This window comes from Chryseolinea serpens (assembly GCF_900129725.1).
In the GTDB taxonomy this organism is placed as follows: Bacteria; Bacteroidota; Bacteroidia; order Cytophagales; family Cyclobacteriaceae; genus Chryseolinea; species Chryseolinea serpens.
In genome coordinates this window covers 467,327-492,362 of record NZ_FQWQ01000002.1, presented here as the reverse complement: position 1 = coordinate 492,362, position 25,036 = coordinate 467,327, and the positions used below count along the sequence as shown (strand labels likewise).

Below are 25,036 nucleotides of genomic sequence, written 5' to 3'. Positions count from 1 at the left end.
GTCCTCTTCGCGGGAGGCTAACGGTATTGCTGTCAAGCAAACCAATAATCCACCCTTCTTCCTGTTTTCAGGGATTATATTCTACAATCCCCTTTTGCTATCTTTACCTTTGCCGCAACCTCGGACGCTGTTATGATCGCTGGAATTGTATTTGTCTGCCTCTTCGGGGGTATGGTGATTTGGATGATGTTTTTGACGAAACACAAAAAGGACCCGGCCCAGGAAGAAAACCTCAGCGACGAATTGTTATTCGACCCACTGACCGGAAAAAAGATCACCCTCGAAGAAGCCGAACGTGGCATGGTGGTGGAAAATTACACGGGCCCACGCATCAAACCCGATCAGGAAATCGAAGACAATTATTCCGGCGAACGGAAGGAAATCGAATACATCCTCCGGGACTTCATCAAATCAGGCATTGAAGAAACCTATCACGATGACGATGAAGACTCGGTCTTTGACGATATCCTGGCGCAATCGGAATATGACAAGGGACCTCAAAAAAAAGGAATTCATCACCTCTGGGAACTCAGGCCGGGACTTTTCTTTGGACTGGTTTACGTAGCCTGTTCGTATAGTGAACACGGGCCTTCGCATGAATGCCAACCCATGGCTATTATAGAAGACCAACCTGACATCACTGCGTTTGCGACAATCCCGGATGCCTACGTCGAGTTGATCGAGGACATGGTGCTGATCCGGTTGCCCAAAAGGATTTCGCATGCAGGCTTCAAGGAATTTGTGGAGGACGTAGACAACCGCCTGCGCGGCGGAAGATAACCTTATATTGCACTACCCCGGAACCTGGTATCCATCCATAAAAAACAAAACCCTAAACCCCCCATGACACGACTGTTAACCCTCCTGTTGTTGTGCACAACATTGCTTTCGCAGGCTCAATCCTTCGAAGGAACATTGGTCTACAAAGCAGACTACGAAGTGACCGTATCCGAAAAAATGAAAGCCAGTGGCATCACGGCCGAGAAGATCATCGATCGCATGAAATCCGATGGCTCGTATATCGATACGGTCAAATCGACCTATAAGAAAGGGAATTATCGCAGCGAGATGAACAGCCATCCCAGCACCTGGGTAATCTATCGAAACGACGCCAATAAACTCTACACATTCCAGGATGGCGAGGCCAAAGACATCTGCACCGTTACGGACATGTCGATCGATCTTGAATTCCAACTCACCGGTAAGAAACCCGTTATTACCAAGCTGGATACCACCGTTAACGTCGGCGGCACACCCTGCGAAGTCGTGCGTGTAAAATGGCAGAGCGGCTCGTATGACTATTATTTCAACAAAACAAAAAACGCCATCGACCCGACCCTGTATGCGAAACACGTGTACGATGGCTGGGCCGACTACCTCAGCATCGCGAAGGCGCTCCCGATAAAGATTGTTAAGCGCGTTGGTAAATTATCGGTGATCACGTTGACCTTGGTTGCTCAAAAGACCGGGCCTGTAGACGATGCGCTGTTCAAGATACCGAAGCTGGCGGAAGACAAAGACCTGAACATGATCAAAATGCCCGGCAGTGAAATGATGCGGATTAAATAATTTGCCAGCGGAGAGCCTTTAGTTTCTTACGTATAAAACAGACCCGCTGAACGAATAATCCCGGCCTTTAGGCCGGGGGGTTCAACAATCCGCTAGCCGGGCTTTAGCCCTGACCTCTCCCAAGCTGCCCGCCGCGATCGGTATTCCTTTTCGGGTTTTTAGGGGCTGCTCTCCACAATACCTTTTTTTGTTATATTTACTTTGCCGCAACCCGGACACTGCTGGTCTGCTATGATGATTGTATTGCTCTGTATCCTCGCCTGCATTTTTATTATTGGGATCGTATTCATATCGAAAACAGAAAACAACACCGCCCAGGAAGAACGCCTCAACGACGAATTGTTGTACGACCCCCTGACGGGAAAAAAGATCACACTTGAGGAAGCCGAGCAAGGCATTGTTGTAGAAAATCCTCCGGGCCCGCGCATCAAGCCCGATCGGGAAATCGAAGAGAACTATTCCGACGAACAGAAGGAAATTGAATACATCCTCCGGGACTTCATTGCATCGGGTATTGACGAAATTGATCGGGATAGCGATGAAGAGACGGTCTTTGATCGCATCCTCGCGCAAGCGGAGTATGCCAGGGAACTTGATACAAAGGTTATTCATTACCTCTGGGAATTCACCCCCGGGCTTTTCTTCGGACTAGTTTACGTATCGTATGCATACCTCGGCAAGGGCCAGGGCCCCTTCCATGAATACCAGACGTTTGCTATCATCGACGATCGATCCGATGTGTCCGCCTTTGCGGCAATCCAGGATGCGAAGGTTGAGTTGATCGATCATGCTGTACTGGTCTGGCTACCCAAAAGGACTTCGCATGCGGGCTTCAAGGATTTTGTGGAAGATGTAAACAACGTGTTGGGCGAAAGTTAGATTGTACGAGGCCCTGCGCGCTTAAAAAGCCTCCGCGAAATTCATGATGACGATCGATTGATCTTTGCTGAAGCTGAAATCCAACCGGAGATTGATGTCATGTTCGCGATCGACCTGGAGGCGGATGCCCAGCCCATGCGTCTCGTGGAAGGACCCGATATTGATCTTGCCATAGGTGGGCGCCACCTGACCAAGACCACCGAACACGGTGCCGCCAAATATCCAGAAGATCGGAAACCGGAGTTCGACTTGCCCATCGAGGGCGACGTGGTCGCGGTATCGGCCAAGATAGGTTCCGCGCATGGAGTAATCTCCACCCAGGAGTGCCAGCGACTGAACCGGGACATCACCTTGCTTGGACTCCGTTCGTAGTTGCGTGGCCACCGTAAGCTTTTTCCGAAAGGTGTGGTAATAGCGCACATCAAATTGAAAATAGGAGTAGTTGAATTGGCTCCCCAGTGCAGCGGTATAGCGCGTAAAACCCGCATCTACATACACGCCCTTCTTGGCGTTCAGCCGGTTGTTGCGCCCCTCCATGGAGAGCTTAACGCCCACCCCCGTTTGTCTTCCCTGATATTGCGTTAGCGTCGTGCCGGGTTGATCAGTGGTGGCACCGTGGATCAAATCCACCTGGTAATAGTTGAGATAATCGACCACGGGCCCGAGATACCATTTTTTATAAACCTTGAACAGGTAATAACTGTAGCACTGCAGGTTGGTCGTGTTCAGGGTGCTTTCGTTTTCGAGGTCCGTATCGTTGCCCACACCATAGAACAGGAGGGGATAGTACGAATAAATGATATCCGTTTTCCAGATCGACTTGTTGTGGTGTTGCATGATGTTGGACTCCAACACCATTTTGTATTGCGTATTAAGGGTGTAATATCCCAACGCCGAGATGCTGGACGGCTGCGTCACGGTGTCGACAGTGTTTCGCGGTTTAACGGTGAAGGCATTGTATTTACTGAGTCCAAAAAGCCAGCTGGTTTCCTTGCTGTATGAACCGAACGGCACAGGGAAGTAGATCATGTACCATTGCATAAAGGCGTTTGCCTTGTTCAGCTTCTTCATGGTGTTGGACGTGTCTTTGACGACCGGTGCTGTCGGTGGCGATGGGGTTGCGGATACGCCTTCGTGAGATGCCGTTGGTCTGGTGCGGAGGCTGATTGCCGGGATGTCCGGGGTGGCGTGGGTTTCGGATGGTGTTTTGCTTTCCGTCATCACGAACGTCGTGGTGACGGGCTTCGGTAGGGTACTTTCCCGCTGGGCGAGCGCGACAGCGATCCTAAAAAAGAACAGGCCCAAGGAAAGAAGTCTCATCTGTTTTGTTTTTTTTCAGAGACAACCATGGCGCGGCCGGGCCGGCCATCTTTTTATGCGTGATGGCAATTCAAGCTACTACGAATAAAACCTGTGGTGCTCGCAACACGATGCGTACAGAAAAAGCAAACGTCCGTAAGAATTTGGGAATAGGGCGGGTGAGATACCGTCGGTAGAACAGGCAGATCGGTTAACGTGAAAGCCATACCTGAATCTAAACAAAACCAGTGCCCGGGCAAAGCTGTTTTGATTTTATCTTAGGGATAATACTAATAATAACACGGCACCCTTCGTTGCGTAAGGCCGATGACGGAATGAATTCTTCTCCTGGCCGGTCGATCGTTAGGAAATTCGAAGGACGCTGTATTGCGATATCCACCATCCTTTTGTATTTTACTCTCCATACCGTCCTTCGCCACGTTCGACTCCATTTTGTCATTTAAAAAATCAAGTGCCGGCCCTGGAGTCCAAACTGTCCTTCCGAAGAAAAAGTATGATGTTTCAATACCAGGCATGAATAAAAAAACACATCGGCTCGCGAAGCACAACATAAAGACCTTCGGGATAGCCATCGTCTTTTTGTTCAGCCTCCCGACGACGAATTTTGGTCAGAATAAATACGCGATGGGATTTTTCCGAAGCTTCCCCACCGGCAAGTATAAATCGACCAGCCTAAGCAATTCCGGAAGCTTTGCGAAAAATGGCTGGGGCGCCGAGTTCGAAGACAAAGCGCGGGCGAACGCGTGGCCCATGGGATTCTATATGCTCTTCCACTTGTCGTATCAGCAAAATCAGCTCGACAACGTCGCCTTACAGGATGACTTCACCGCATCGCTTGGCGATCGCACAGAGGTGGCCGAGGCAAACTACAATCCTTTGGTGGTCACCCTGGGCCCGTATTTCGAGATACCGCTCTCGAAAATGACCTACCTGGGCATAAAAACCGGCATCGGGTTTATGTTCGCCAACATCGACTCCTTTGTCATCAGCGTATACGACACGCAAGGGAACAAGGTCTTTAACGAATTGTTGGATTTCAAGACCTCGCCCAACTTTAGCTTCCTGCTTGGATTGCAGTTTGGTCTGAAACTTTCCCACAATATGGAGATGGGATGTTTCGCGGATTACTCCGCGGGTAGGCAGAGGGTGAAAACGACCGTTGGAACCCTGAACAACATACAATCAGAGTTTAATTTGGCCTTTGTTAATACAGGATTGAATTTTACGGTTTCGTTTTGAGTCACAAGTTTGTTAGCGAAAAATATAGTGCGTTGCACGGAACCATTTGAGTCAATAAATTTTAACTTTGAGATGGTATCAAACGCCATAAGGTTTTACGCTACTATCCCAACCAAAGATGAATACTGTTGTAACCAGCTTACGCATAAGCAAACTCAATTCAATTCCATTTATCTTCTTTAGCCTTTTCTTGTTGACATTCATACCGGGCGCGCTAGGCCAAACCGCCGCAACGCTCGACCCCGACTTTAATGCAGCAGATCCCGGCCTTGTCGGAGCCCAACGCGAAATTTATGTCTCCACAGTTCAGGCCGACGGGAAGATCCTGATCGGCGGACGATTTACATATTATCAAAGTGAAGCTTTGGGCGGCATTGCACGCCTCAACGCAGACGGAACCGTAGACCATACATTCAGTACAGGTTCCGGTTTTGGATATGAGCATTTGTACGACCTGGTGGTGGTCGACATTGTCGTTCAGCCCGATGGAAAGATTTTAGTGGCCGGCGACTTTGTTTCCTTTAACGGCAGCGCCGCGCACGGGCTGATAAGACTAAATGCTGATGGTAGTCGAGACAATTCCTTTAGCAGTGAGAATAGTTTCTTTATTGATCCGCTAGGCATGCCCCGTTTCATGCCGGTTGTGCATACCGTGCTGCGACAAGCCGATGGTAAATTAGTGGTGGGAGGAAATTTTACAGCCAAAAACGCAACCTCGTCGAAGAACCTGGTGCGGTTGAATGCTGATGGCAGCGTAGACAATACCTTTTCCATCGGAACCGGTGTCGACATATTGGTCAATGCATTGATGCAGCGCCCCGATGGGGAAATTTTTGTAGGGGGCTTTATTGAACAATTTAATGGTGCTGCGGCGTATGACATGGTGTTGTTGAACCTCAACGGTTCCCGCGATCTTTCATTCGATACCAACCTGGGTTTTAACGGACGCGTAAACGATTTTGAACTGCTTGCCGATGGAAAAATTGTCGTTTGCGGCGACTTCTCAACCTACAACGGCGTAAAGAGGATCGCCGTGGCCCGTCTGAACGGCGACGGCACATTGGATACTGATTTTGATGCCGGCGAATTAAGTGCCACCGCCCTTAGCACCGTGTTGGTGCATCCGGATGGAAGAATATTCGTGGGCGGGTCTTTCAACAGCCTCAAGGGAAAAGAGTATCATTCCCTCGTTGCCCTCACTGCCAACGGTGCAGTCGACCCAAACTTCAAGGACGGGTTGGGCGCCAGCGCGCTCGTGACAAATTTAGCACTGGCACCAGACAATAAAATTCTGGCGACCGGTGGCTTTACCTCCTACAACGGGGTAACACGCGAGCGCATAGCACGGGTCCATGCCGATGGTTCGCTCGACGAATCGTTTAACACAAACGACACCTATCACTTCGACGATCAGGTAACAGCCGTGGCCGTTCAGAGCGATGGTAAGATTATTGCCGGCGGAGATTTTACATCATACCTGGGCAAAGCCCGCAATAAAATTGTGCGGATAAACGAAGACGGCAGCCTGGACGAAACATTTGCTGTCGGCAAAGGCTTTAACTATTCGTTCAACGACCTCATCATTCAACCCGACAACAAGATTTTGGTGGCCGGCCAATTCTGGGCCTATCAAGGTGAGCAACATCAGAGGCTAATCCGGCTCAATCCCGACGGAGGTGTAGACAACACACTGGCTGCAGGTACCGGCTTCGACGGTGGCGTGTTTTCGATGGCCTTGCAAAACGATGGAAAGATTCTTGTCGGTGGATACTTCTCAAACTACAATGGCGTGCCGCGTGAAAAAATAGCCAGGCTTTTGCCTGGTGGGATACTCGACCCTACCTTTGACGCGACCCTCGCCTTCGACCAGGAAATCGAGGTGCTGGCCGTACAGGGCGACGGAAAAATTCTTGCGGGCGGCAGTTTCACAAAGGTAAATGGCAATGGCGCTAACCACATCGTACGGCTAAATGCCGACGGAACAGTTGATAATACTTTTTTAAAGGGAAGCGGTGTAACCGATCGTGTATTTGCTTTGGCCGTCCAACCTGATGGAAAAATATTGGCCGGAGGCACATTTTCGTCCTATAACGGCACGGCGGTCAGCAATATCGTTCGGTTAAATTCTGATGGCACCATCGACAACACGTTCAATAGCGGCAGCGGCTTTGACCTGGGAGTATACAAGATTGTGTTGCAGCCCGACGATAAAATTCTGGTGGGCGGCTATTTCACCAAGTATAACGGCAACACACACAAGAACATCGTGCGACTCAACGCCGACGGCACGGTAGACGCCACGTTTGATGCTGGGACCGGATTTGACGGCGCCGTAAACGCGATCGCCATCCACCCGAATGGCACGCTAGCGATAGGCGGATATTTTTATACTTACAACGGCGCTCCCCGCTCGCATCTGGCCTCTATTTATTCAGGCTTAAAGACCAGCCAAACCATTACGTTCGATCCGCTGCCCGACAAAACGTATGGCGAAGTAGCTTTTGAGATACAGGCAACGGCCACTTCGAATTTGCCTGTATCGTTCTCCAGTTCAAATCTCGCTGTCGCCACCGTTTCTGGAAGTCAAATTACAGTGGTCGGCACAGGGACCACCACGATCATGGCAAGTCAAGCTGGCAACGAGTCGTTCGCAGCTGCAAAAGCTGTGCAGCAGACGTTAACGGTTCAAAAGGCCACCCAGGTAATCACATTTGGTCCACTGGAAGAAAGAGACACTGACAGCCCGCAGTTTGATCTTATGGCCTCAGCTTCCTCCGGATTAGTGGTTACCTTCAGCAGCAGCCATCCCGACGTTGCCTCTGTAGATGGCAATACCGTTACCATTTACAACAGTGGCGAAACGATGATCCGCGCCACACAAGAAGGTAACGCTAACTACATGCCGGCCATGCCGGTAGAACAAGCGCTTGTCGTAAAGCTGATCACGGCAACTGAACAGTTGACTAGTGAACAACCGACTGTATACCCCAATCCCAGTACCGGATATTATTATGTAAAAATTTCACCCACAGGTTGTAGCGTAAACTGTGAACTTTTTAATGCGATGGGGCAACGTCAGTCAGTAACGGCAGAGTACTCCGGGGAAAACTTCGTACTTAATCTAACCGACAAACCCAAAGGAGTCTATACTTTGAAATTGAAGGATTGCAGACAAATCTCGCAGGTGAAGCTTGTGAAAGAATAGTTACGGTTAAGCAAGAATGATATTTCCGCTGGGGAATCGAGATCAAGGATATTAAAGTAATTACATAACACTAACGCAAACTTTATGAAATTTCTTTTCCTGGCCGGAACCGATGTCACAGGGGCTTTTGTGATGCTATTTCTCCTGATCGGATTTGGATTGGGTGTTTTTTTCTTGTGTAAATATCTATTCGCGAGAATATTCAATCAATTTTCACAAAAGCGAATTGTGCTGCTCTCTGTGCTTTCTGCGATGGTCCTGGGGCCGGTAATACTGATAACATTGTTTTGGACATTGATGGGGATTTTTGTCGGGTGACCACGTCATGCGAGCGATGATCGGAGCGATTTCACAAGGGAATTGCTCCGTTGGAATGGGAAGAGCAAAATTTCATATAAAAGAATGATGAAAACCTTGTAAATTTTTCTTTCTTGCAGGGCAATTTTAAAAAATCCACAAGTTAATCCCGTTGTTAAAGCATGTTGTTTTGTGAATTGAAGTTTTCCCCGGGCGTGAATCATCTCTCCGCCGATTTATATATCGAAATGATAAATTTTAAAGGACAGTCGCCCGAACGGAGCAGGCGTTGACCGTTGGCGGAAATGTGAGTTCCTCCTTAATCCATAATGGCACATTTAAAAACAAATAAATAATATGAAAATTTCTGCATCCCTGTTATTGCTAGCCCTCGCGCCGCTTTTACCCTTTGATGCTGCGACGCCCGCTGAAAGCCTCGAGGTCCGGTGGACCACCGACGTTCACACACCCTATCTCGATTTTTCAAACGACGCCACCTCGGACTTTGACGCACGTCTCATGCTTTTGGACGACGATCGTCTTTCGGTTAGTGGGGCGAATTTTGAGCTCGCGAACAGTAATTTTAATATATACAACGGCACGATGCGACTTTACAACGCTTCGCCCGTCTACTATGCTGAATTTGCGCGCTATCAAACCGGTCCCAATGTGAATAACGTGGGTCTCCTGTTCCGTACAGAAAAAGGAGGCACCGCCGGTGCCAGTGTCATGCTCGACGCTATGATGATCAGTCACGACGGAAATGTGGGTATCGGTACGACTGCACCGGATGCCAAACTCGCGGTAAAGGGGATTATCCACGCGCAAGAAGTTAAGGTGGACTTAACGGGCTCAGTAGCGCCGCCGGATTATGTTTTCGAAAATAGCTATAAATTGCTCCCGTTAACCCAACTGGACACCTATGTGCAAAAGAATAAGCACCTCCCGGAAGTGCCTTCTGCTTCGGAGATGGAGAAGAACGGAATAAACCTCAAGGAAATGAACCTGGTGCTTCTCAAAAAGGTAGAAGAACTAACGCTGTATGTTATTCAGCAACAACAGGAAATAGACGCGCTGAAATCCAAAGTGAAATAATTGGCTTGAACCGATGCCATCTTCTTGGAATTGTCCATTGAGAATTGGTTCTTTTTAAAATGCAAAAGCTCAAATCGTGACAGATTTGAGCTTTGTATTTTTTATGGGATAGGGGAAATCAGGGTATTTCGGCTAGTTCAAAAAAGTGATTTTCTTTGTATTCAATCTAATGCGGAACCAATGGAATGGGAAGACTTGCTTAGGCAAATGAGTGTAAAGATTCACAACGAGGTGGAGCAGAATATGATCTACTACGATAAAACCGATGTGAGCGACAACTGGCTGGGCTTTGAGGCAGCGAAACAACAAGCCATAACCGAAAAAGAAAAGGAATTGATGGCAACGCTTCCTCCTTCTTACAAAGATTTTTTATTGACGAGCAATGGATTCAGACAAATATCACTGTTTTCAGGAGGTTTATACCCGGTCGAAGTGATTGATTGGACAAAGAAAAAAGATCCGGAGTTTCTGGCGATATTCGAAAAGCATGACGACATCCCGGTGACGGAGGATGACTATTTTGTATATGGAGAAAATCAGAGAAGTGTAGTTTTTAAGACTGCATTTCTAAAGGAGACCCTGCAAATCTCTGAGTGGGTGGATGGTTCAGTAATTTTGTTAAACCCGATGGTGAAATTTGGAGAGGAGTGGGAGGCGTGGCTCTATGCGAATTGGTTTCCAGGCGCGCATCGATATCGGTCATTCAGGGACCTGATCGAAGGAGAATATTATGATTCGGTTAGGCTAATAGATAATCCCGATAGCTAGTCTGGGGCGGCCCGACCGGCTACTACGCAAAAAGGCTGCGCTGTTAGATGATTCATTTGTTAAAAAAATGAATAACGGGTTTAATTTTAACCAAAGAGCGAAATAGCCAGTTTACGCATGAATTTATTTAGCCTTTTTTCAAAGAACAAGATCACCTTACGAGTGACCCTCCCGAAGGGGCTAAGGATTGATCGTTTAGAGGAGAAGATAACATTCGTTGGAACGATGGATGAGATCTCAAAGTTTGCCCAGGAAATCCGGAAGATATCGAAGCTGAATGACGGCGCGTTAGCAAGCGTAGACCAATACATTTTTAAAGTATCTGGCTACCGGACCGACGATGGCTTCCGAAAAAACTGGATTGAACTTCCAGGACGGGGGTGGGGCGTGATGGCGAGTAAATTCTTAGAGGTTGTTGAGCGATACGAGGAAAACCCATTTTGGTTCAACAGCTGCGGCTACACCGATAAACTCCCCATGGACATCGGCGTCGAAGTTACAGACCTGGAGGGAGGGACGAAAGGCGAACGTCTGCATGAACCACCCGATGCGTTAGATGGGGCACAGGTTCTTAAATGGGCCTGGTCGGGCAATAAACCTTTTGGGGTAATGCCCTTTGTTGACGATGAGCGTGAAATAGAAATATATGGACTGGCAATTTGTCAATACAAGGATTCCTTGCAGATATATCGTTTTAGCTGCTCCAGCGATTGGGAAGTTCAGAATGACGCTCCTTACGATTCAATAGAGGAGGCGTTGAAACAACTCCCTGATCAATACCGCAACGTGGAAGCTGAATGGCGTGATGCATAAATCTGACGAGAGATGGCTTACCTGCAATTTTGTTTGTACTCACCTGGGATATAATACTTTATGATATTCGCAGAAAATCGATAAAAAACTGTTCACCGATACGGTCGCCTGCCAATTTTTTACGTTCATCTGCCTAACCCATTTAAGCTCGAATACATGAAGACAAAACTCGCTTTCTTATTTCTACTATTCTCTATTGAATCAATGGCGCAACGCGACTCGGTCAGCGTTGAAAGGGGGAATCTGTTGATCAAGTTTTTGAAGCCCGGTAAATCAACCTACCTGGTGACCTCTGCCAACGCCAAAACAGGAGCGGTTACGCAAATTTCGGTGTGGAACCGCGAGACGCGATTTGAAAAAAAAGAAGGGCGGGACGTGGTCCTGGTGAAACAGATGAGATATTATGCGGATACGGTCAATAACAAGTTCGTCTATACGCTCTCTGATCGTGGTAACCTGAGGACGATCTACGACTACACAAAGAGGCTAAGATCCGGAACGGAGGCATTCAATTATTTACCTGGCGGGATCGTCGGCGCCGATACGGTTGATCACAACATGAAAACTGGTTTCGCCTTGGGATTTAAGGATTTTCCATTTTGCTTCGAAATGGACTTAGAAACGTTGGCTTTGTTGCCCATTAAGAAAGTCGGGCAGCAACTAGCCATTAACTTCTATCACCCGGGAGGCCAAATCCCACCCCAGTATTATCCGGTAGAGGTTCTCAGTGAAGAGGATTTTTTGGGGCCGAACGGCGTGAAAATAAAGTGTTGGAAGATAAAGCTACAGTACGACACCGACAGCTTTGACTATAGCTGGATCAGTAAAGAAGGCCATGAGCTGTTAAAATTGGAAGGACACTATCCTGGAATAATTTTTACGAAACTCAAAACCATAACGCATTTTCAGTAGTATGCACCGGCAAACTCAACTCTGCTGTCTCTTCCTGGTCCTGCTGGCAGGTTGCTCCGACGCGGGACGCGATGTATCAGGGACGTGGATCCGATCCAAGAACGGGGATGTAAGCGAGATCTTCATTGTCTTGCCCAACGGGGACTTTGTCTCCAATCTGATGAACGAAGCCCACCATGTCGCTACCGTGGAGAAGGGTACCTGGCGAATTCAGAACGATAGCATCACCTTTCAGTTTTTGCAAGTAGTTCAAGTGAACGACAGTGTACGACTGGCAAAATCGCCGGGAGACGAGCCACCGGTGACCTACAAGGTTAGTTTTGATTCTTTTGAAGAACTTAAAATCGGATCAACACTATACAAAAGGCTGTGAATATTTTATTGGCCGGCATTTCCCGTTATAAACGTGACCAAAAAATAATAGCAATCAAGCGGCGGAACATCCGTGAAGATTGAAAGTGATTGCGGGTGAAGAACTCATGCAAGATTTAGAAGACGAGGAAAATGGAGATTTCTAGCGGTGAATAGTGCCGAATAGGTAATTTGGACGAGCAAGAGTTTGCTTTATATATCATACTTTCACCGAAACAACCATGCCGGAAATATTTCTGTTTATGCTGCTAAATGCCTCCGGGTTATTTGATCGGAAGTTGGATGACGGTCGTTGCGCGGATGTATTTTTGATTGAGAACCGATCTTCAACGACGGCCGACAGTAAACCGCCGCCGGATACGACACGTGTCTTTAAGGCGATCCAGGTATTTTATCAAGACACGATAACGAATCCGGGAAAAGCATTGTATCGCGAATTTTTCGGGATCACCGATGAGTATTTCTCCAAACCCGCTGTAATAGATGTGAAAATTTTACTGAACAAGCCTAAGAATGGAGATGTTCAGGTTTTTATTGAGGAATTATTTGAGCCCGACACAACAGCTGCAACCACCGCTGTCTATGGAAAGGATCGGATAAATAGCGAGGCGTGGGTGCTGCATGAGGTAGTGGATCACATACGGATTGAGGACCTTCAGAAACAAAAAATCCTTGTAACGAATAATGTAAAATATAAGACCGGATATTCTTATGGCTCATACCTGTACACCAAGACTGCTTTTCGGGTCGTTGCTTTGTTCAAGCCCCGCGGGGCAGGGAAAATGGAGATCATAAAAAAAGAATTCCGTTTTTCTATGTAATGTTTGAGAATTTCAAAGTTCCCAAACGACTCTCCTCACCATTCGAAAGAAGCATCATTCGCCACGGTCTGGTCTTGATTTCGGCCGGATGATCATAATGTTTGACCGGGCGAAAGGCGTTATCTTGTGTAATTCTTGCACGATGATGCACTTTTCTCAATGCATAATCTTCAACGTCATCACCAGAAGAAAAAGCGAAAGGCCGATTAAAAAGCTGATCATTTTCCTTGTCATTGTTTTTAATTTAGATGAACTATGATTCCTTCGTAAGCATCATTCTCCACGGTCTTGTCTTGATTCCGGCCTGATGATGGTTCTTAATGTCCGATCCCTTGAAAAGTAACCCGTTGCCAGTTATATGAGGTTCGAATGTGATAGTTAATCCGGAACATCAGGTGAACGAATACCCCGTAAACCAGGGAATAAATCTGAATGGAGGGCTGCACCGGTTGAGAATGTCCGTTGCGGAATTTATTATCGGTGTTTGGATTGAAAGCGAGTGCAGATGATTGGGAAAAACTATCAAAAAAGAGAGGTGACAAATGGCTGGGGTAGGTGTAACAGCATGCTTTGAAACGTATCAACCCTTCGATTGATGGGCATCGATAAACTCGGATGGCGACATTTCGAACTGTTTTCTGAACTCCTTACTAAAATACTTGCGGTCGTTAAAGCCAACGGAGAATGCAACGTCAGCCACCGACATGGAGGGCTGCTTCAAAAGTTCGGCAGCCTTTTTCAGCCGCATTTCTTTAATAAGGTCCGCAACCGAATAGTTGGTAAGGGTTTGTACCTTCTTATAAAGGACAGACCGGCTCATGCCTATCTCAATGACCAATGCATCGACATCAAATTCCGGATTGTCCATTTTTGATTCAATGATCGCCATGAGTTTGCCAATAAACTTTTCCTCCGGCGAATTTGAAGTTAAAGAGATCTTGGAGGGCTGAAGAATCAGCTGTTGCGAAAACTTCTCGCGCATGATCTCCTTCGCCATGAGGAGATTTTTTATAGTAAGTTCGAGTATCTTCGTATTGAACGGCTTCGAGATGTAGGCATCGGCGCCCGTAGCCAGGCCTTGTACCTGGTGCCCGATAGACGAGCGCGCCGTCAGCAGGATCACCGGAATATGATTTGTATTCTCCGTTGACTTAACCGACGCGCACAGTGCGAGCCCATCGGCACCCGGCATCATGATGTCGCTGATGATGAGGTCGGGTATGTTGCGCTCCATGGCCAGGAGGGCATGCGATCCGTTGGCGAACTCGCTGATCTCATAGTTTGGTCTTAACGTATCGGCTATAAAGGACCGAACTTCGTCATTGTCTTCCGCGATCAGAATGGTCGGTTTCACCTGCTCCGAAAAGACCGTTTCTGAGACACCGTTCTGCACAGGATCCGGAAACGAATCCATTTCCTGGTAACCATCCGGATAAAATGACTCGGAGACAATCTGGGTCTTGTCAAAATGGTCGGCCCCTTTTTTTAGCGATACCGTAAAGGTGGTACTACCGGCTTTTTCGTCGGTCCAGGTATCGCTTTTAAAATGCAACGAGCCCTTGTGGAGTTCCACGATAGCCTTTGAAAGTGCCAGTCCCACCCCGCTCCCCATGTTCTGCCTGCCAGAGTCATCGACCTGGTAGAAATTCTTAAATAATTGGTCCTGATGATTTTCGGGAATTCCTTTGCCGTTGTCAGAAACATGAATATCCACCCATTTCTCGCGGGATTCGATACGAAGAACAATCTGGCGATGGTCTGGGGTGAATTTAAAGGCATTGGAAAGAAGATTGAAAACCACTTTTTCAAGATGATTTGAATCGAAGTAAAGCTCAATCGATTCTTCACGGCTTAAAAACTCATAGGCAATGCCTTTGTCGTCTGCAAGCCCCTGGAAGTGCTCGAATATCTTTCTGCAAAAAGGGACGATGTCGTGTCGCGATATATAAAGTGACATGTGCCCCTCTTCGGTCTTGCGAAAGTCCATAAGTTCCGTGACGAGCTTCAGGAGGCGTGATGCGTTATTCCGGATCAGGTGGAGTTGCTTACGGGCGGGTTGTTCACCGGAAAAACTATCTATCAATTTCTGTACCGGTCCAAGAATGAGGGTGAGCGGGGTTCGGATCTCGTGCGAAATATTCGTAAAGAAATTCATTTTCATTTGGTACAACTCCTGCCTGCGTTCATTCAGAAGATGTTCCATTTGCAAGTCGGCGCGCATTCGCCGGCGATAGTCCATCAGGCCCAGCACGGCCGTTACAAAACCCATGGCTAGCAAAACGTAAAGGGCATAGGCCCACCAGGTTCTCCACCAGGGTGGCAGCACGATCAACGCCACTTCTCTGATTTCGTTTCCCCAGCGCTTGCCATCGTTCGATGCCTTGATCTGAAGAGTATAGTTTCCCGGCTGGAGGTTCGTGAAATTGACGAGCCGCTGGTTGCCAAGGGGCTGCCACGCGTCTTCACCCCGAAGCCCTCCAAGTTTGATGGCATATTGACTCTTTTCTGAATTGATGTAATTAAGCGCAGCAAACTTAAAACTAACAAGGCCTTCGTCGTAGTTCAACGTTACTTTGTCAACCCGTGTGGGTGCCTTTGCTATGGGAGACTCGCCTCCGATGGGGACGCGTTTGTTGTTGATCAATATTTCCGTCAACACGATCGTTGGTGGACTGGTGTTCGTCAGCAATTTATCGGGAGAAAAAATAGACAATCCGTTCGTCCCGCCAAAGGCCAGCTCATGCGTTTGAAGGGACAGGCCACAAGTGTTGGAAAATTGATTGCCCGACAATCCGTCGGATGATTTATATACCGTAAAATGAAAATCATCCGCATGAAAGGGCGTTCTGAATTTTCGAAACGACAATTTCACAATGCCCAGATCGGTACTAAACCACAGGTTCTGATCCTTGTCTTCCGTAATGGCGTGAATGAATTGATCGGCAAGACCCAACTGGTCGGTGATGGGATAGAATTCTTTTGATTTTAAGTCGAAATAATTTAGCCCGTTTTCGGTACCAATCCACATCCTGTGCTTCGAGTCAACGAAGAAGACGGTGACGTGATTGTGACTGATACGGCTTTGAATGTCGCTGCTCCGTCTATAAAGTTGCGTGAACGCCTTCTTTTGGGTGTCGTAGTATGACAAGCCATTCTGCGTGCCCACCCAAATATTTTCCAGTGAATCTTTTAGGAGCGCGGTAACGAAATTGTCTGCGATCGATCCGGCGCGGCCTTCATTTAAATACGAAAGAATGGTTTGCCCGTTGCGGAAGAATTTCAATCCGCCTCCGTTTGTGCCAACCCATGCGCCGCCGTCATCCGGCAATATCGTATTGACGATCTTCTCACCGAGTCGTCCCTGCCGGATGGGGATATCAAAATGCGTGATTTTTCCCGGCGATTTTTGTAAGACGCTTAATCCTTCCAGGGTGCCTATCCATAGCTGCTTTCCGTCGTCGGCCAGTGACTTGATACCATTGATGATCCTTCCGTTGCGCGGCGACCTGACGGAATAGTGCGTGAAGGCATCCAACTTTCTATTAACATGAGTCACGCCGCCGCCATAGGTACCTACCCAAAGCGAACCATCAGCGTCTTCCACCAGTGCGTTCACCAGCGGATGCAACAACCCCTTTGGACCGACGGCTTCCCCGATATTGTTAAAGTTTGAATTTCCAGGGTAAAAGAAATCAATTCCACCCGAAAAGGTGCCTACCCATACACAAGATGCGCGATCCTTCATCAGGCACCGCGTTGCATTGTCGCTGATCGTATTCGTATTGGTTGGCTCGTGCAGATAGTTGGTGAACTGATGGGTTGTGGTATTCAGCTGACTAATGCCGTTCTGTGTAGCAAACCACAACGTGTTGGTATCATAGATCAGAATATCCTTGATCCAGTCGGACGACAAGCCATTGGCGCAATTTTCTTTGAACGTGTAGGGTTGTATTTCATTTCTGGCAGCGTTGAACCGAAAGATGCCGGAAGTTTCTGTGCCGAACCACAAGTCGCCATCGGCGGTTTGCCGGGTAACCACAACTTTTGTGGACTGGTGTAGCTTGCTCGCCTGAAGGGCAACGGGCAGCGTGAGCATTTTTCTCGCACCGGGGTCAAACCTGTTCAGCCCGCTTTTTGATCCTACCCACAGTTTTTCTTCGCGGTCTATATATAAGGAGTACACGGCCTCATGGGCTATCGAAAGGGTGTCCGTTAGCGAGGCTTCTTCCAACGTTTTAGTGGCTCTATTTAATTTCTTTAGGCCTGCGAACGTACCGATCCACAAGTTTTTCCGGCCGTCTTCGGCGATAGCGGAAATGTAGTTTCTGCCGCCTTTCGCCTTGACGATGTCAATGGACTCGAAGGTCTCAAGATCGCGATCGAAGCGATTTAACCCGTGCGCGGTGGCCACCCAGATGGTTTTTTCGCTGTCCATAAAAACAGCATTAACGCGATCGTTGCTGATGCTGGTCGTATCAGAAACGCTGTGCACGAATGTTTTGAACTCATAGCCGTCATAACGGGTAAGGCCTTTCAGATTGCCGAACCAAATAAAACCCTGATCGTCCTGCAGGAATGCCGAAACCGGACTTTGCACCAGGCCTTCGCGATAAGAAAGGTGTTTAAAATTGACACGACCTGTTTGCGCAACCAGCAAACTGGACTGAAGCCCTGTGATTAATAATACAAGGTAATATTTACGCCTGGCCGTTGTCGTAAAGTTCATAGGCTTTAGGTGCAACTCAAGTTAAGCAAAATTAAAAAAAATGCGCCCCTGTCGGTGGCGATGTATTCGATCAGGACATTTGTACCCCTATTTCCAAACGAATTTCGCCCCTTCCTCGCCGGTCCGCCTACAATCTTTGTGCAGGCAAAAACAAATAATCGATCACACTAAATCTAAATCTTATGACACATCCATCTCACTGGCCTGCTACCGCAAATGTGAATTTGAAGAAGGGCTTCAGAATTCATCTTCTTGTTTTTCTGCTGGCCACACCGGCCCTATGGCTGGTTTGGTACCTCACCGACACAACGTATCCGTGGCCGCTCTGGTCAACACCGGCATGGGCCATCGGCGTACTCTTTCACTACCTCGGCGCATTTGTTTTCAAAAAACCTGTTAACAATTAAATCGCAATCGAATGAACGAACAGCCAAACCTATTCCGGCGCATCGTGACAGGTCATGACGCCGATGGGAAAGCCATTATTATTCCCAACCTGCCACCGATGACGACACAGCTTATCGGCGGGCCCGGTGGTCCTACTTTCTTTGAAGTATGGCACACCGCGGAGACACCTGCTTTGATCACGGCACAGCCCGGTGCTCCAGACGAGGATCGTTTGGTGCTGGCCCCTCCCGGAAACGGCACCCGGATACGGGTTATCGAATTCCCACCGGAAGGAGAGGAGATCCGAAAACTTACCGGGGCAGATGCCCTGGCGAAATTCAAATCCATGGGCAACGAAAGCGCCTCGACTTCGCAGGCTGGCGCTCCCCACCCATTAATGCATCGCACACAAACGGTGGACTACGGCATCGTGCTCGAAGGCGAGATCACGATGGTGCTCGATCGCGGCGAGACCACCCTCAAGGCCGGCGATGTTATTATTCAAAACGGTACAAACCACGCCTGGGCTAACCGCTCAGGAAAGCTCTGCCGCATGGCTTTTGTCCTGATCGATGGCCGGTTCTCACAGGAAATTGCACCGACAAAAAAATAAAAACGATGCGCATCAAACCGTTACCACCCGATACCCTGGGTGTCGAAGTCCGTCACGTGCATGACGAGATCGCCAAACTCATTGGCCGGAGCCAAAGCCAGGTGACCATGATCGACGAGCAAGGAGCATTGCTTGGGCCCTTTCCGCCCATGCTACACTACCCGCAGTTCGGCGTCCCGGCATTAAGCTTCATACGAACCTTGGACATTCACGCGACACTTGAAAAACGGGTACGTGAAGTAGCTATTCTCACGATCGGGGCAGCGTTCGGTGCCCGCTTCGAGCTCTATGCACATGAGATCATGGCGATGACGTTCGGCCTTCCCCCCGATGCTATTGCAACGCTCGCCGCAGGCGGACGGCCTCAAGGATTGAACGAACAGGAAACCGTTGCCCACGACATCGCCAGTGCGCTGGCCGGAGGACGCATTGTTCCTGACGCAACCTATCAATGGGCCGTACACCTGCTAGGGCGTGAGGGCGTGGCCGAGCTTTTCTTTCTGATCGGCGGCTACAGTCTTCTGGCGATGATCTTAAACGGATTCGATATGCCGGCACCCGACAACATCCGATAAACTCGGCTTTGCAAAAACATTCATGAACAATCAAAATTCTAAAATGATGGAAAAGACAATCTTAGCGCTGCTATCGGCAGCATTTACATTATCTGCATTTGCAACCTATACGGGCGATGAGGACAACACTGCCGTCACCAATACCTACGTACTGGTACACGGCGCGTGGCAAGCGCCTTATGTCTGGGACGCCGTGCGCGCCGACCTGGTCAGTAAAGGTAACGAGGTGATTATCGTCCAATTGCCGGGTCATGGCGATGACAACACACCACCGCTGAACCTGACCCTCGATGTTTACAGTAATAAGGTTATCGATGCCGTTTCGCAAGTAAAAGGCAAAGTGATATTGGTGGGGCACAGCATGGGCGGAATGGTGGTGACGAACGTAGCGGAAAAGATTCCCGCCAGGATCAGCAAACTGGTTTATATCGGCGCATTCCTTCCGGCTTCCGGACAGGCGCTGACAGACTTGGCGTATTCGGATCCCAATTCGCAACTAGGCCCCGCGTTGGTTCCCTCGGCCGATAAATTAACGCTTGATGTTTTGAAAGACAAGGTAACCGATTTGTTTATAGGCGATGGCTCTCCGGCCGATAAAAAACGCGTGATTGAAAATTATCGTGCAGAACCCGCGATCCCATTCTCCAACAAAGTCAGCCTGACCGATGATCATTTCGGCACGGTCAGTAAGGTCTACATCAAGACGCTGAATGACGTCGTGATCTCACCAGGCCTTCAAGACCGGATGATTGCGGGCGCAGGCATCAAAACCGTCTATCAGCTCAAAACCAGCCATTCCCCTTTTCTGGCCAAACCGCATGAGGTGTCAGATCTCTTGCTCAAGATCGGGCGATAACGCAGTGACTAGAGTGAGAGGGGGAGCAACCGGTTGATGACACAGCCGGTTGCTCGTAAGAATCAATTTTACGCAACATAGATACAAGCATGCTACGATCATTTTCAAAGAAGCCCATGGCGATTATTTTAACCGTGCTATTGCTGCTGTGTCAGACGAACCCCAAAGCACAACATCCCTACGACGCGGTTGTCAAAGAATCCAACGGGAATCAAGCAAACCACTTCGCAGCGAGGCTAACCCGGTTTGACGTTAAACCGGACCACCAGACCGCATTCCGCAAAGTCGTAAGTGATTATGTGAGCCGTTCCCTGCACCAGGAAAGCAACGTTTTATCGGAAGCCTATTATGAGCAGGAACATCCATCCGTGTTGTGGATCATCGAAAGATGGAACAGTAAAATGGACCTGGAAAAGGCCGGCAAGAGCGCATCCTTCAAAGCGCTGGAATCATTGGCAAAGACCGCGTTGTCAACACAAGCAAAAAGAATCGACATAAAAGACCTGGAACCCATCTCCAAACAGCAGTGGCAAAGTGTCGTCAGAAAAACAGACGATCCGATCACCATCATGCTGTTTGTGGATGCAAAAGCAGGAACGGAACGTGATTTTAAGACGGTCTATCACACGGCCATGCCACAATTCCGCAGTGAGCCAGGAGTCATTACCTATCAGCTTTCACAGTTGGAAACGGACAGCACGCAGTTTGTTACCTATGAAAAATTCAGGAATGAAGATGCCTTTCAATATCACCTGAAATTTCCACCGATACAGCCTGTGATCGACTATCTGAACACGAGCATAAAAAAGCAACCCTTTCAAACCGGTCTTCACAGGCTTATCGAATTTGCGCCCCTTATCCGGGAATAAACAGTATTGTCGCAAAAACATCATTTACCCGCACCAACAAAAACGAACGCTATGAAAACCATAAATCAATTTATTATAACAGGTATTATCATGATGCATGCCGCCGTTAACACGAAGGCCCAGGTAAAAGTAGCCGCTGGCCAAACCAAATCACATGAACTGGAAGTGCTGAACCAATTGACGTCTCCCTCTGCGGTGGTCAACATGCCGGTGTCACAATTGCTGAATGCTCCCGGAAATGAGGCGTTGAGAGCATTCTTTTTTACTCCGGTAACAAACAGAACAGCATTAAAAGGCAAAAAGATAGCCGTGCTCGCCGCCGATGGTTTCGAAGAGATAGAACTCTCTGGCCCCGTGTGGTACTTCAGGGAATTGGGCGCCCAGGTGGAGATCGTTGCGCCTAAATTCAACCCAGCGCCTGAACGATACGGTCTGAGCACACCTGAAATGGCAAAGACACACATTATGGCCATTCAATATTTACAACCTGTGGGTTGGCTCAAGTTTGACCGCACGGCGGACCAGATCAAGGTGAGCGATTACGACGCAATCTTCATCCCGGGTGGCGCCTGGAACCCCGACAACTTGCGATTCGACAAAGACGTGATCCGTTTCATTCAAGACTTCAACAAGGCAGGAAAATTAATCGCCGCGATCTGTCATGCACCTGTTGTGCTGGCCTCCGCCGATATCCTGAAGGGAAAAAGACTTACGGGTTACTGGAACATCCAGGTCGATTTGAAGAATGCAGGCGGCACGGTACTGGAAGAACCTGTAGTGATCGATGGGAACCTCATCACCAGCCGCCACCCCATCGATGTCGCCGATTTTTCGAGGGCGGTTGAAAACTGGCTGACCCGGCACTGACCACAACACAAGACCACACATCGGGTGACGACGAAAGACAGAATGGTTTAAAAAACGTCAAAGCATTTAACGCATCAGACATGAAAGCCTTAGTTATCGGCGCCACCGGTGCAACCGGTAAAGACCTTGTTGATATTTTACTACACGACGCGGACTACACGTCGGTTGTGATCTTTGTTCGCGCAGCCACCCAGCGGAGTCATCCCAAACTCACGGAGATACTCACCGATTTCGACAACCTGGACACGGTATCCCCATTCGTCCATGGAGACGTTTGGTTTTCATGCCTGGGAACAACGTTGAAGACCGCCGGATCCAAGGACAAACAGTGGCACATCGATTTTGAGATACCGTTAAAGTTTGCTGAGCTTGCCAAACGAAACGGCGTCCTTCGTGCCGTGTTATTGTCTGCATATGGAGCGAAAGCCTCCAGTCCACTGTTTTATTCTATGGTTAAGGGTAAATTGGAGGATCAGATCGAAGCCCTTGCATTTCATCAATACATCATATTCAAACCTGCCATGCTGTTGCGCAAGAATACCGACCGTTCGGGCGAACGGGTAAGCGCGCCGCTTCTAAACGTTTTGAGCGGCTTGGGTCTGTTCAGAAAATTCAAGCCGTTGCCTACGTCGGTGCTCGCAGAAAAAATGGCAAAAGCTCCAAAAACGCTTTCTACAGGACTACACATCATCATGCCCGATAAAATCCGCGATTTTAGGTAAGGTCTTGGAGAAAGTGCGTTAGCCTGGCGAGAACACAGGCATACGGACAAACCATCCCGGTGTGTCATGTCAAGGCTCATTTGGGTTGCTGGACGCAAGGTTTAGCCAGTTATAAAATGAGACCCGCCAGATATAAGGTGGAACTGGCCTGCATCGCGACATGACATTACTTTAGTCTGAAAAAGTTCAGGCTATGAAGGCCCGCTATTGTTCCCCGGAATTTTTGCAGGGATGTGCCGTGTAACGCGTCCGTCCTGGCATACGCCAGCGATGAGACGGATTTTATATGCTGTTTTTCCATCAACATAAATATGGATTGCCATATGATCATGGATTTGCGGACAACGCGTGATGAGCGCTTCGCGAGCTTGCGAAAAAAGGAATTCGCCCGACTGGATGAAAGTGGACATACCTACCTGGACTACACCGGTGGCAATATCTATCCCCAATCGCTGGTGGACGCCCATTGCGATTTTTTGCGACGCGGCGTTTATGGGAATCCTCATTCCAGGAATCCGGCTTCGCTTAGGTCGGAGGAATTTGTGAAGGAAGCGCGTGATCGTGTATTGCATTTCTTCCAGGCGCACGACTACTATTGCATCTTTACCGCGAATGCCACCGGCGCCCTGAAGATCGTTGGAGAATGTTACCCGTTCTCTTCGGGTGCTCAATTGTTGCTCACGACGGATAATCATAATTCCGTGAATGGCATCCGGGAGTATTGCAAGAACAGGGGAGGTGCTTATACCTATAGCCCGATGCATCGGAAGTCCCTCACGATAAACGAAACGGAGTTGAGCCGGCATCTGCAAAATCATCCCGATAAGAATGAAAAGCTATTTGCGTTTCCGGCCCAGTCCAATGTTTCAGGCGTTCAACATTCGCTGGAATGGATCAGCAAGGCGCACGAAGAAAACTGGGACGTCCTATTGGATGCCGCGGCTTTTGTTCCAACGTCAGCATTGGATTTAACCCTTCACCGCCCTGATTTTGTTTCCCTTTCGTTCTACAAAATGTTTGGCTATCCAACCGGTATTGGATGCTTGCTCGTTAAAAAAGCAAAATTTCATAAACTAAAGAAAAGCTGGTATGCCGGAGGCACCATTACCTTATCGGCCGTGGGACACTGTGACTTTTTTTTAAAACACGATCATGAGCAATTTGAAGACGGCACCATGAACTATTTGAATATTCCCGCCATTACGAACGGACTGAACTTTATCACTTCCATCGGGATGAAGAATATCCATCGTCGTATAAAGGAGCTGAGTCGTTACCTGCTTTCCGAGCTCAGCACCCTTTATCATGCCAATGGATCGAAGCTGATAAAATTATATGGGCCCAGGCATGTTGAAAACCGGGGCGGCACCTTCGTGATGAACTTTTTTGATGTGAATGAACAGTGCTATTCGCCGCAACGCATCGAGCAACTGGGAAGTCTTGAAAAGATATCTTTTCGGACCGGATGTTTTTGTAATCCGGGCGTTGATGAATTGAATCATGATATTTCGCCGGATACGTTGAGAAATTATTTTGACGGAAGGGATCGCGGCGATTACGATGATTTTGTCGCCTTTACAGGCAAGACCCGGGGCGCCGTTCGGATCTCCATGGGCATCCCGACCACGAAATCTGATATCGATAAGTTTATAGAGTTTGCACGAACCTTCCTTGATAAAACAATTCTCCAACTTGCGCGTCGCTGAGCGAGAGGTGTAATGGGCTCGCGAACCAGGCAAGCATGAGCATCAAAACACTCGAATGACAATGTATTGAAAAGGCTCGCACCAAAAGGCCTTACCACGATCATCTGCTTCAAAATGCCTTTAACCACATAGGCAATTAGGCTAACTCAGGCCCACCTCATCAAAGCGTTTAAACATCTGTCGGGCTGCACCCGCCTTCTACAGGACGACACATCATTATGCCCGATAAAATCCGCGATTTTCGCCAATGTCGCCTCTCGTTACGCATGGTGCGTGATCAATAAAGGCAAAACAAAATCAGTTTGCCGTAATTTCAACCGGGTCGACGGTCTTTAACTATTGAAAATCAAGCTGTTACAATTGATGACATTTGGACTTGTCGCGAAATGATGTCGTTTGAAGGAAATGTGTTAAAATAGAAGCTT

At 48.3% G+C, this 25,036-nt stretch carries 22 protein-coding genes; 20 read left to right on the top strand and 2 right to left on the bottom strand.

The window, feature by feature from the left end; translation table 11 throughout:
• The first annotated feature begins 132 nt into the window (after nucleotides 1-132).
• From BUB30_RS16040 to BUB30_RS16030, 3 genes are all read left to right on the top strand, one after another.
• Nucleotides 133-780: a hypothetical protein gene (locus BUB30_RS16040; protein ID WP_143164952.1), complete on the top strand. Its 648-nt coding sequence runs from the start codon at nucleotides 133-135 to the stop codon at nucleotides 778-780.
• A gap of 63 nt (nucleotides 781-843) precedes the next feature.
• Entirely contained in the window at nucleotides 844-1,569 is a 726-nt protein-coding gene (locus tag BUB30_RS16035; protein ID WP_143164951.1) for a hypothetical protein, read from the top strand.
• A gap of 231 nt (nucleotides 1,570-1,800) precedes the next feature.
• A complete protein-coding gene (locus tag BUB30_RS16030; protein WP_073135896.1) occupies nucleotides 1,801-2,448 on the top strand; it encodes a hypothetical protein in 648 nt (215 codons plus the stop codon).
• Nucleotides 2,449-2,469: 21 nt separating this feature from the next.
• On the opposite strand, the gene BUB30_RS16025 is transcribed toward BUB30_RS16030, so the two are convergent.
• Nucleotides 2,470-3,768 carry a BamA/TamA family outer membrane protein gene (locus BUB30_RS16025; protein ID WP_143164950.1) on the bottom strand — a complete coding sequence of 433 codons (1,299 nt, stop codon included), beginning with the start codon at nucleotides 3,766-3,768 and terminating at the stop codon, nucleotides 2,470-2,472.
• Between the two features lie 513 nt (nucleotides 3,769-4,281).
• On the opposite strand from BUB30_RS16025, the gene BUB30_RS16015 reads away from it, so the two are divergent.
• From BUB30_RS16015 to BUB30_RS15970, 9 genes are all read left to right on the top strand, one after another.
• Nucleotides 4,282-5,007 carry a hypothetical protein gene (locus BUB30_RS16015; RefSeq protein ID WP_073135888.1) on the top strand — a complete coding sequence of 242 codons (726 nt, stop codon included), beginning with the start codon at nucleotides 4,282-4,284 and terminating at the stop codon, nucleotides 5,005-5,007.
• A gap of 118 nt (nucleotides 5,008-5,125) precedes the next feature.
• On the top strand, nucleotides 5,126-8,212 hold the full coding sequence (locus BUB30_RS16010; RefSeq protein WP_084138170.1) for a T9SS type A sorting domain-containing protein: 3,087 nt from the start codon (nucleotides 5,126-5,128) through the stop codon (nucleotides 8,210-8,212).
• Between the two features lie 84 nt (nucleotides 8,213-8,296).
• Entirely contained in the window at nucleotides 8,297-8,530 is a 234-nt protein-coding gene (locus BUB30_RS35180) for a hypothetical protein (protein WP_073135883.1), read from the top strand.
• A gap of 336 nt (nucleotides 8,531-8,866) precedes the next feature.
• Nucleotides 8,867-9,604, top strand: a complete 738-nt coding sequence (locus BUB30_RS15995; RefSeq protein ID WP_073135876.1) for a tail fiber protein — start codon at nucleotides 8,867-8,869, stop codon at nucleotides 9,602-9,604.
• Nucleotides 9,605-9,784: 180 nt separating this feature from the next.
• The gene (locus BUB30_RS15990) at nucleotides 9,785-10,372 is read left to right on the top strand and encodes an SMI1/KNR4 family protein (RefSeq protein WP_073135874.1); all 588 of its coding nucleotides are present in this window, start codon (nucleotides 9,785-9,787) and stop codon (nucleotides 10,370-10,372) included.
• A gap of 117 nt (nucleotides 10,373-10,489) precedes the next feature.
• Nucleotides 10,490-11,185 (top strand): hypothetical protein, encoded by a 696-nt coding sequence (locus BUB30_RS35455; protein WP_221408728.1) that lies wholly within the window; start codon nucleotides 10,490-10,492, stop codon nucleotides 11,183-11,185.
• 156 nt (nucleotides 11,186-11,341) lie between these two features.
• A complete protein-coding gene (locus BUB30_RS15980; protein WP_073135870.1) occupies nucleotides 11,342-12,097 on the top strand; it encodes a hypothetical protein in 756 nt (251 codons plus the stop codon).
• A 1-nt stretch (nucleotide 12,098) separates the two neighbouring features.
• Nucleotides 12,099-12,470 carry a hypothetical protein gene (locus BUB30_RS15975; RefSeq protein ID WP_073135865.1) on the top strand — a complete coding sequence of 124 codons (372 nt, stop codon included), beginning with the start codon at nucleotides 12,099-12,101 and terminating at the stop codon, nucleotides 12,468-12,470.
• A 220-nt stretch (nucleotides 12,471-12,690) separates the two neighbouring features.
• Complete coding sequence (locus tag BUB30_RS15970) at nucleotides 12,691-13,290, top strand: hypothetical protein (RefSeq protein ID WP_073135860.1); 600 nt, start codon at nucleotides 12,691-12,693, stop codon at nucleotides 13,288-13,290.
• A 580-nt stretch (nucleotides 13,291-13,870) separates the two neighbouring features.
• Here the strand turns inward: BUB30_RS15970 and BUB30_RS15965 are convergent.
• Nucleotides 13,871-18,016: a hybrid sensor histidine kinase/response regulator transcription factor gene (locus BUB30_RS15965; RefSeq protein ID WP_084138169.1), complete on the bottom strand. Its 4,146-nt coding sequence runs from the start codon at nucleotides 18,014-18,016 to the stop codon at nucleotides 13,871-13,873.
• Nucleotides 18,017-18,198: 182 nt separating this feature from the next.
• On the opposite strand from BUB30_RS15965, the gene BUB30_RS15960 reads away from it, so the two are divergent.
• From BUB30_RS15960 to BUB30_RS15925, 8 genes are all read left to right on the top strand, one after another.
• Entirely contained in the window at nucleotides 18,199-18,423 is a 225-nt protein-coding gene (locus BUB30_RS15960; protein WP_073135858.1) for a 2TM domain-containing protein, read from the top strand.
• Between the two features lie 11 nt (nucleotides 18,424-18,434).
• Nucleotides 18,435-19,016 carry a cupin domain-containing protein gene (locus BUB30_RS15955; protein WP_073135856.1) on the top strand — a complete coding sequence of 194 codons (582 nt, stop codon included), beginning with the start codon at nucleotides 18,435-18,437 and terminating at the stop codon, nucleotides 19,014-19,016.
• Nucleotides 19,017-19,021: 5 nt separating this feature from the next.
• Nucleotides 19,022-19,591, top strand: coding sequence for a carboxymuconolactone decarboxylase family protein (locus tag BUB30_RS15950; protein ID WP_073135854.1), 570 nt, complete (start codon nucleotides 19,022-19,024; stop codon nucleotides 19,589-19,591).
• A 22-nt stretch (nucleotides 19,592-19,613) separates the two neighbouring features.
• Nucleotides 19,614-20,447, top strand: coding sequence for an alpha/beta fold hydrolase (locus BUB30_RS15945; protein ID WP_245804108.1), 834 nt, complete (start codon nucleotides 19,614-19,616; stop codon nucleotides 20,445-20,447).
• Between the two features lie 89 nt (nucleotides 20,448-20,536).
• Nucleotides 20,537-21,316, top strand: a complete 780-nt coding sequence (locus tag BUB30_RS15940; protein ID WP_084138168.1) for a putative quinol monooxygenase — start codon at nucleotides 20,537-20,539, stop codon at nucleotides 21,314-21,316.
• Between the two features lie 51 nt (nucleotides 21,317-21,367).
• Nucleotides 21,368-22,183 (top strand): DJ-1/PfpI family protein, encoded by an 816-nt coding sequence (locus BUB30_RS15935; RefSeq protein ID WP_084138167.1) that lies wholly within the window; start codon nucleotides 21,368-21,370, stop codon nucleotides 22,181-22,183.
• An 80-nt stretch (nucleotides 22,184-22,263) separates the two neighbouring features.
• Nucleotides 22,264-22,905 (top strand): NAD(P)H-binding protein, encoded by a 642-nt coding sequence (locus BUB30_RS15930; protein WP_073135850.1) that lies wholly within the window; start codon nucleotides 22,264-22,266, stop codon nucleotides 22,903-22,905.
• Between the two features lie 323 nt (nucleotides 22,906-23,228).
• Entirely contained in the window at nucleotides 23,229-24,611 is a 1,383-nt protein-coding gene (locus BUB30_RS15925) for an aminotransferase class V-fold PLP-dependent enzyme (protein WP_221408727.1), read from the top strand.
• Nucleotides 24,612-25,036: the final 425 nt, after the last annotated feature.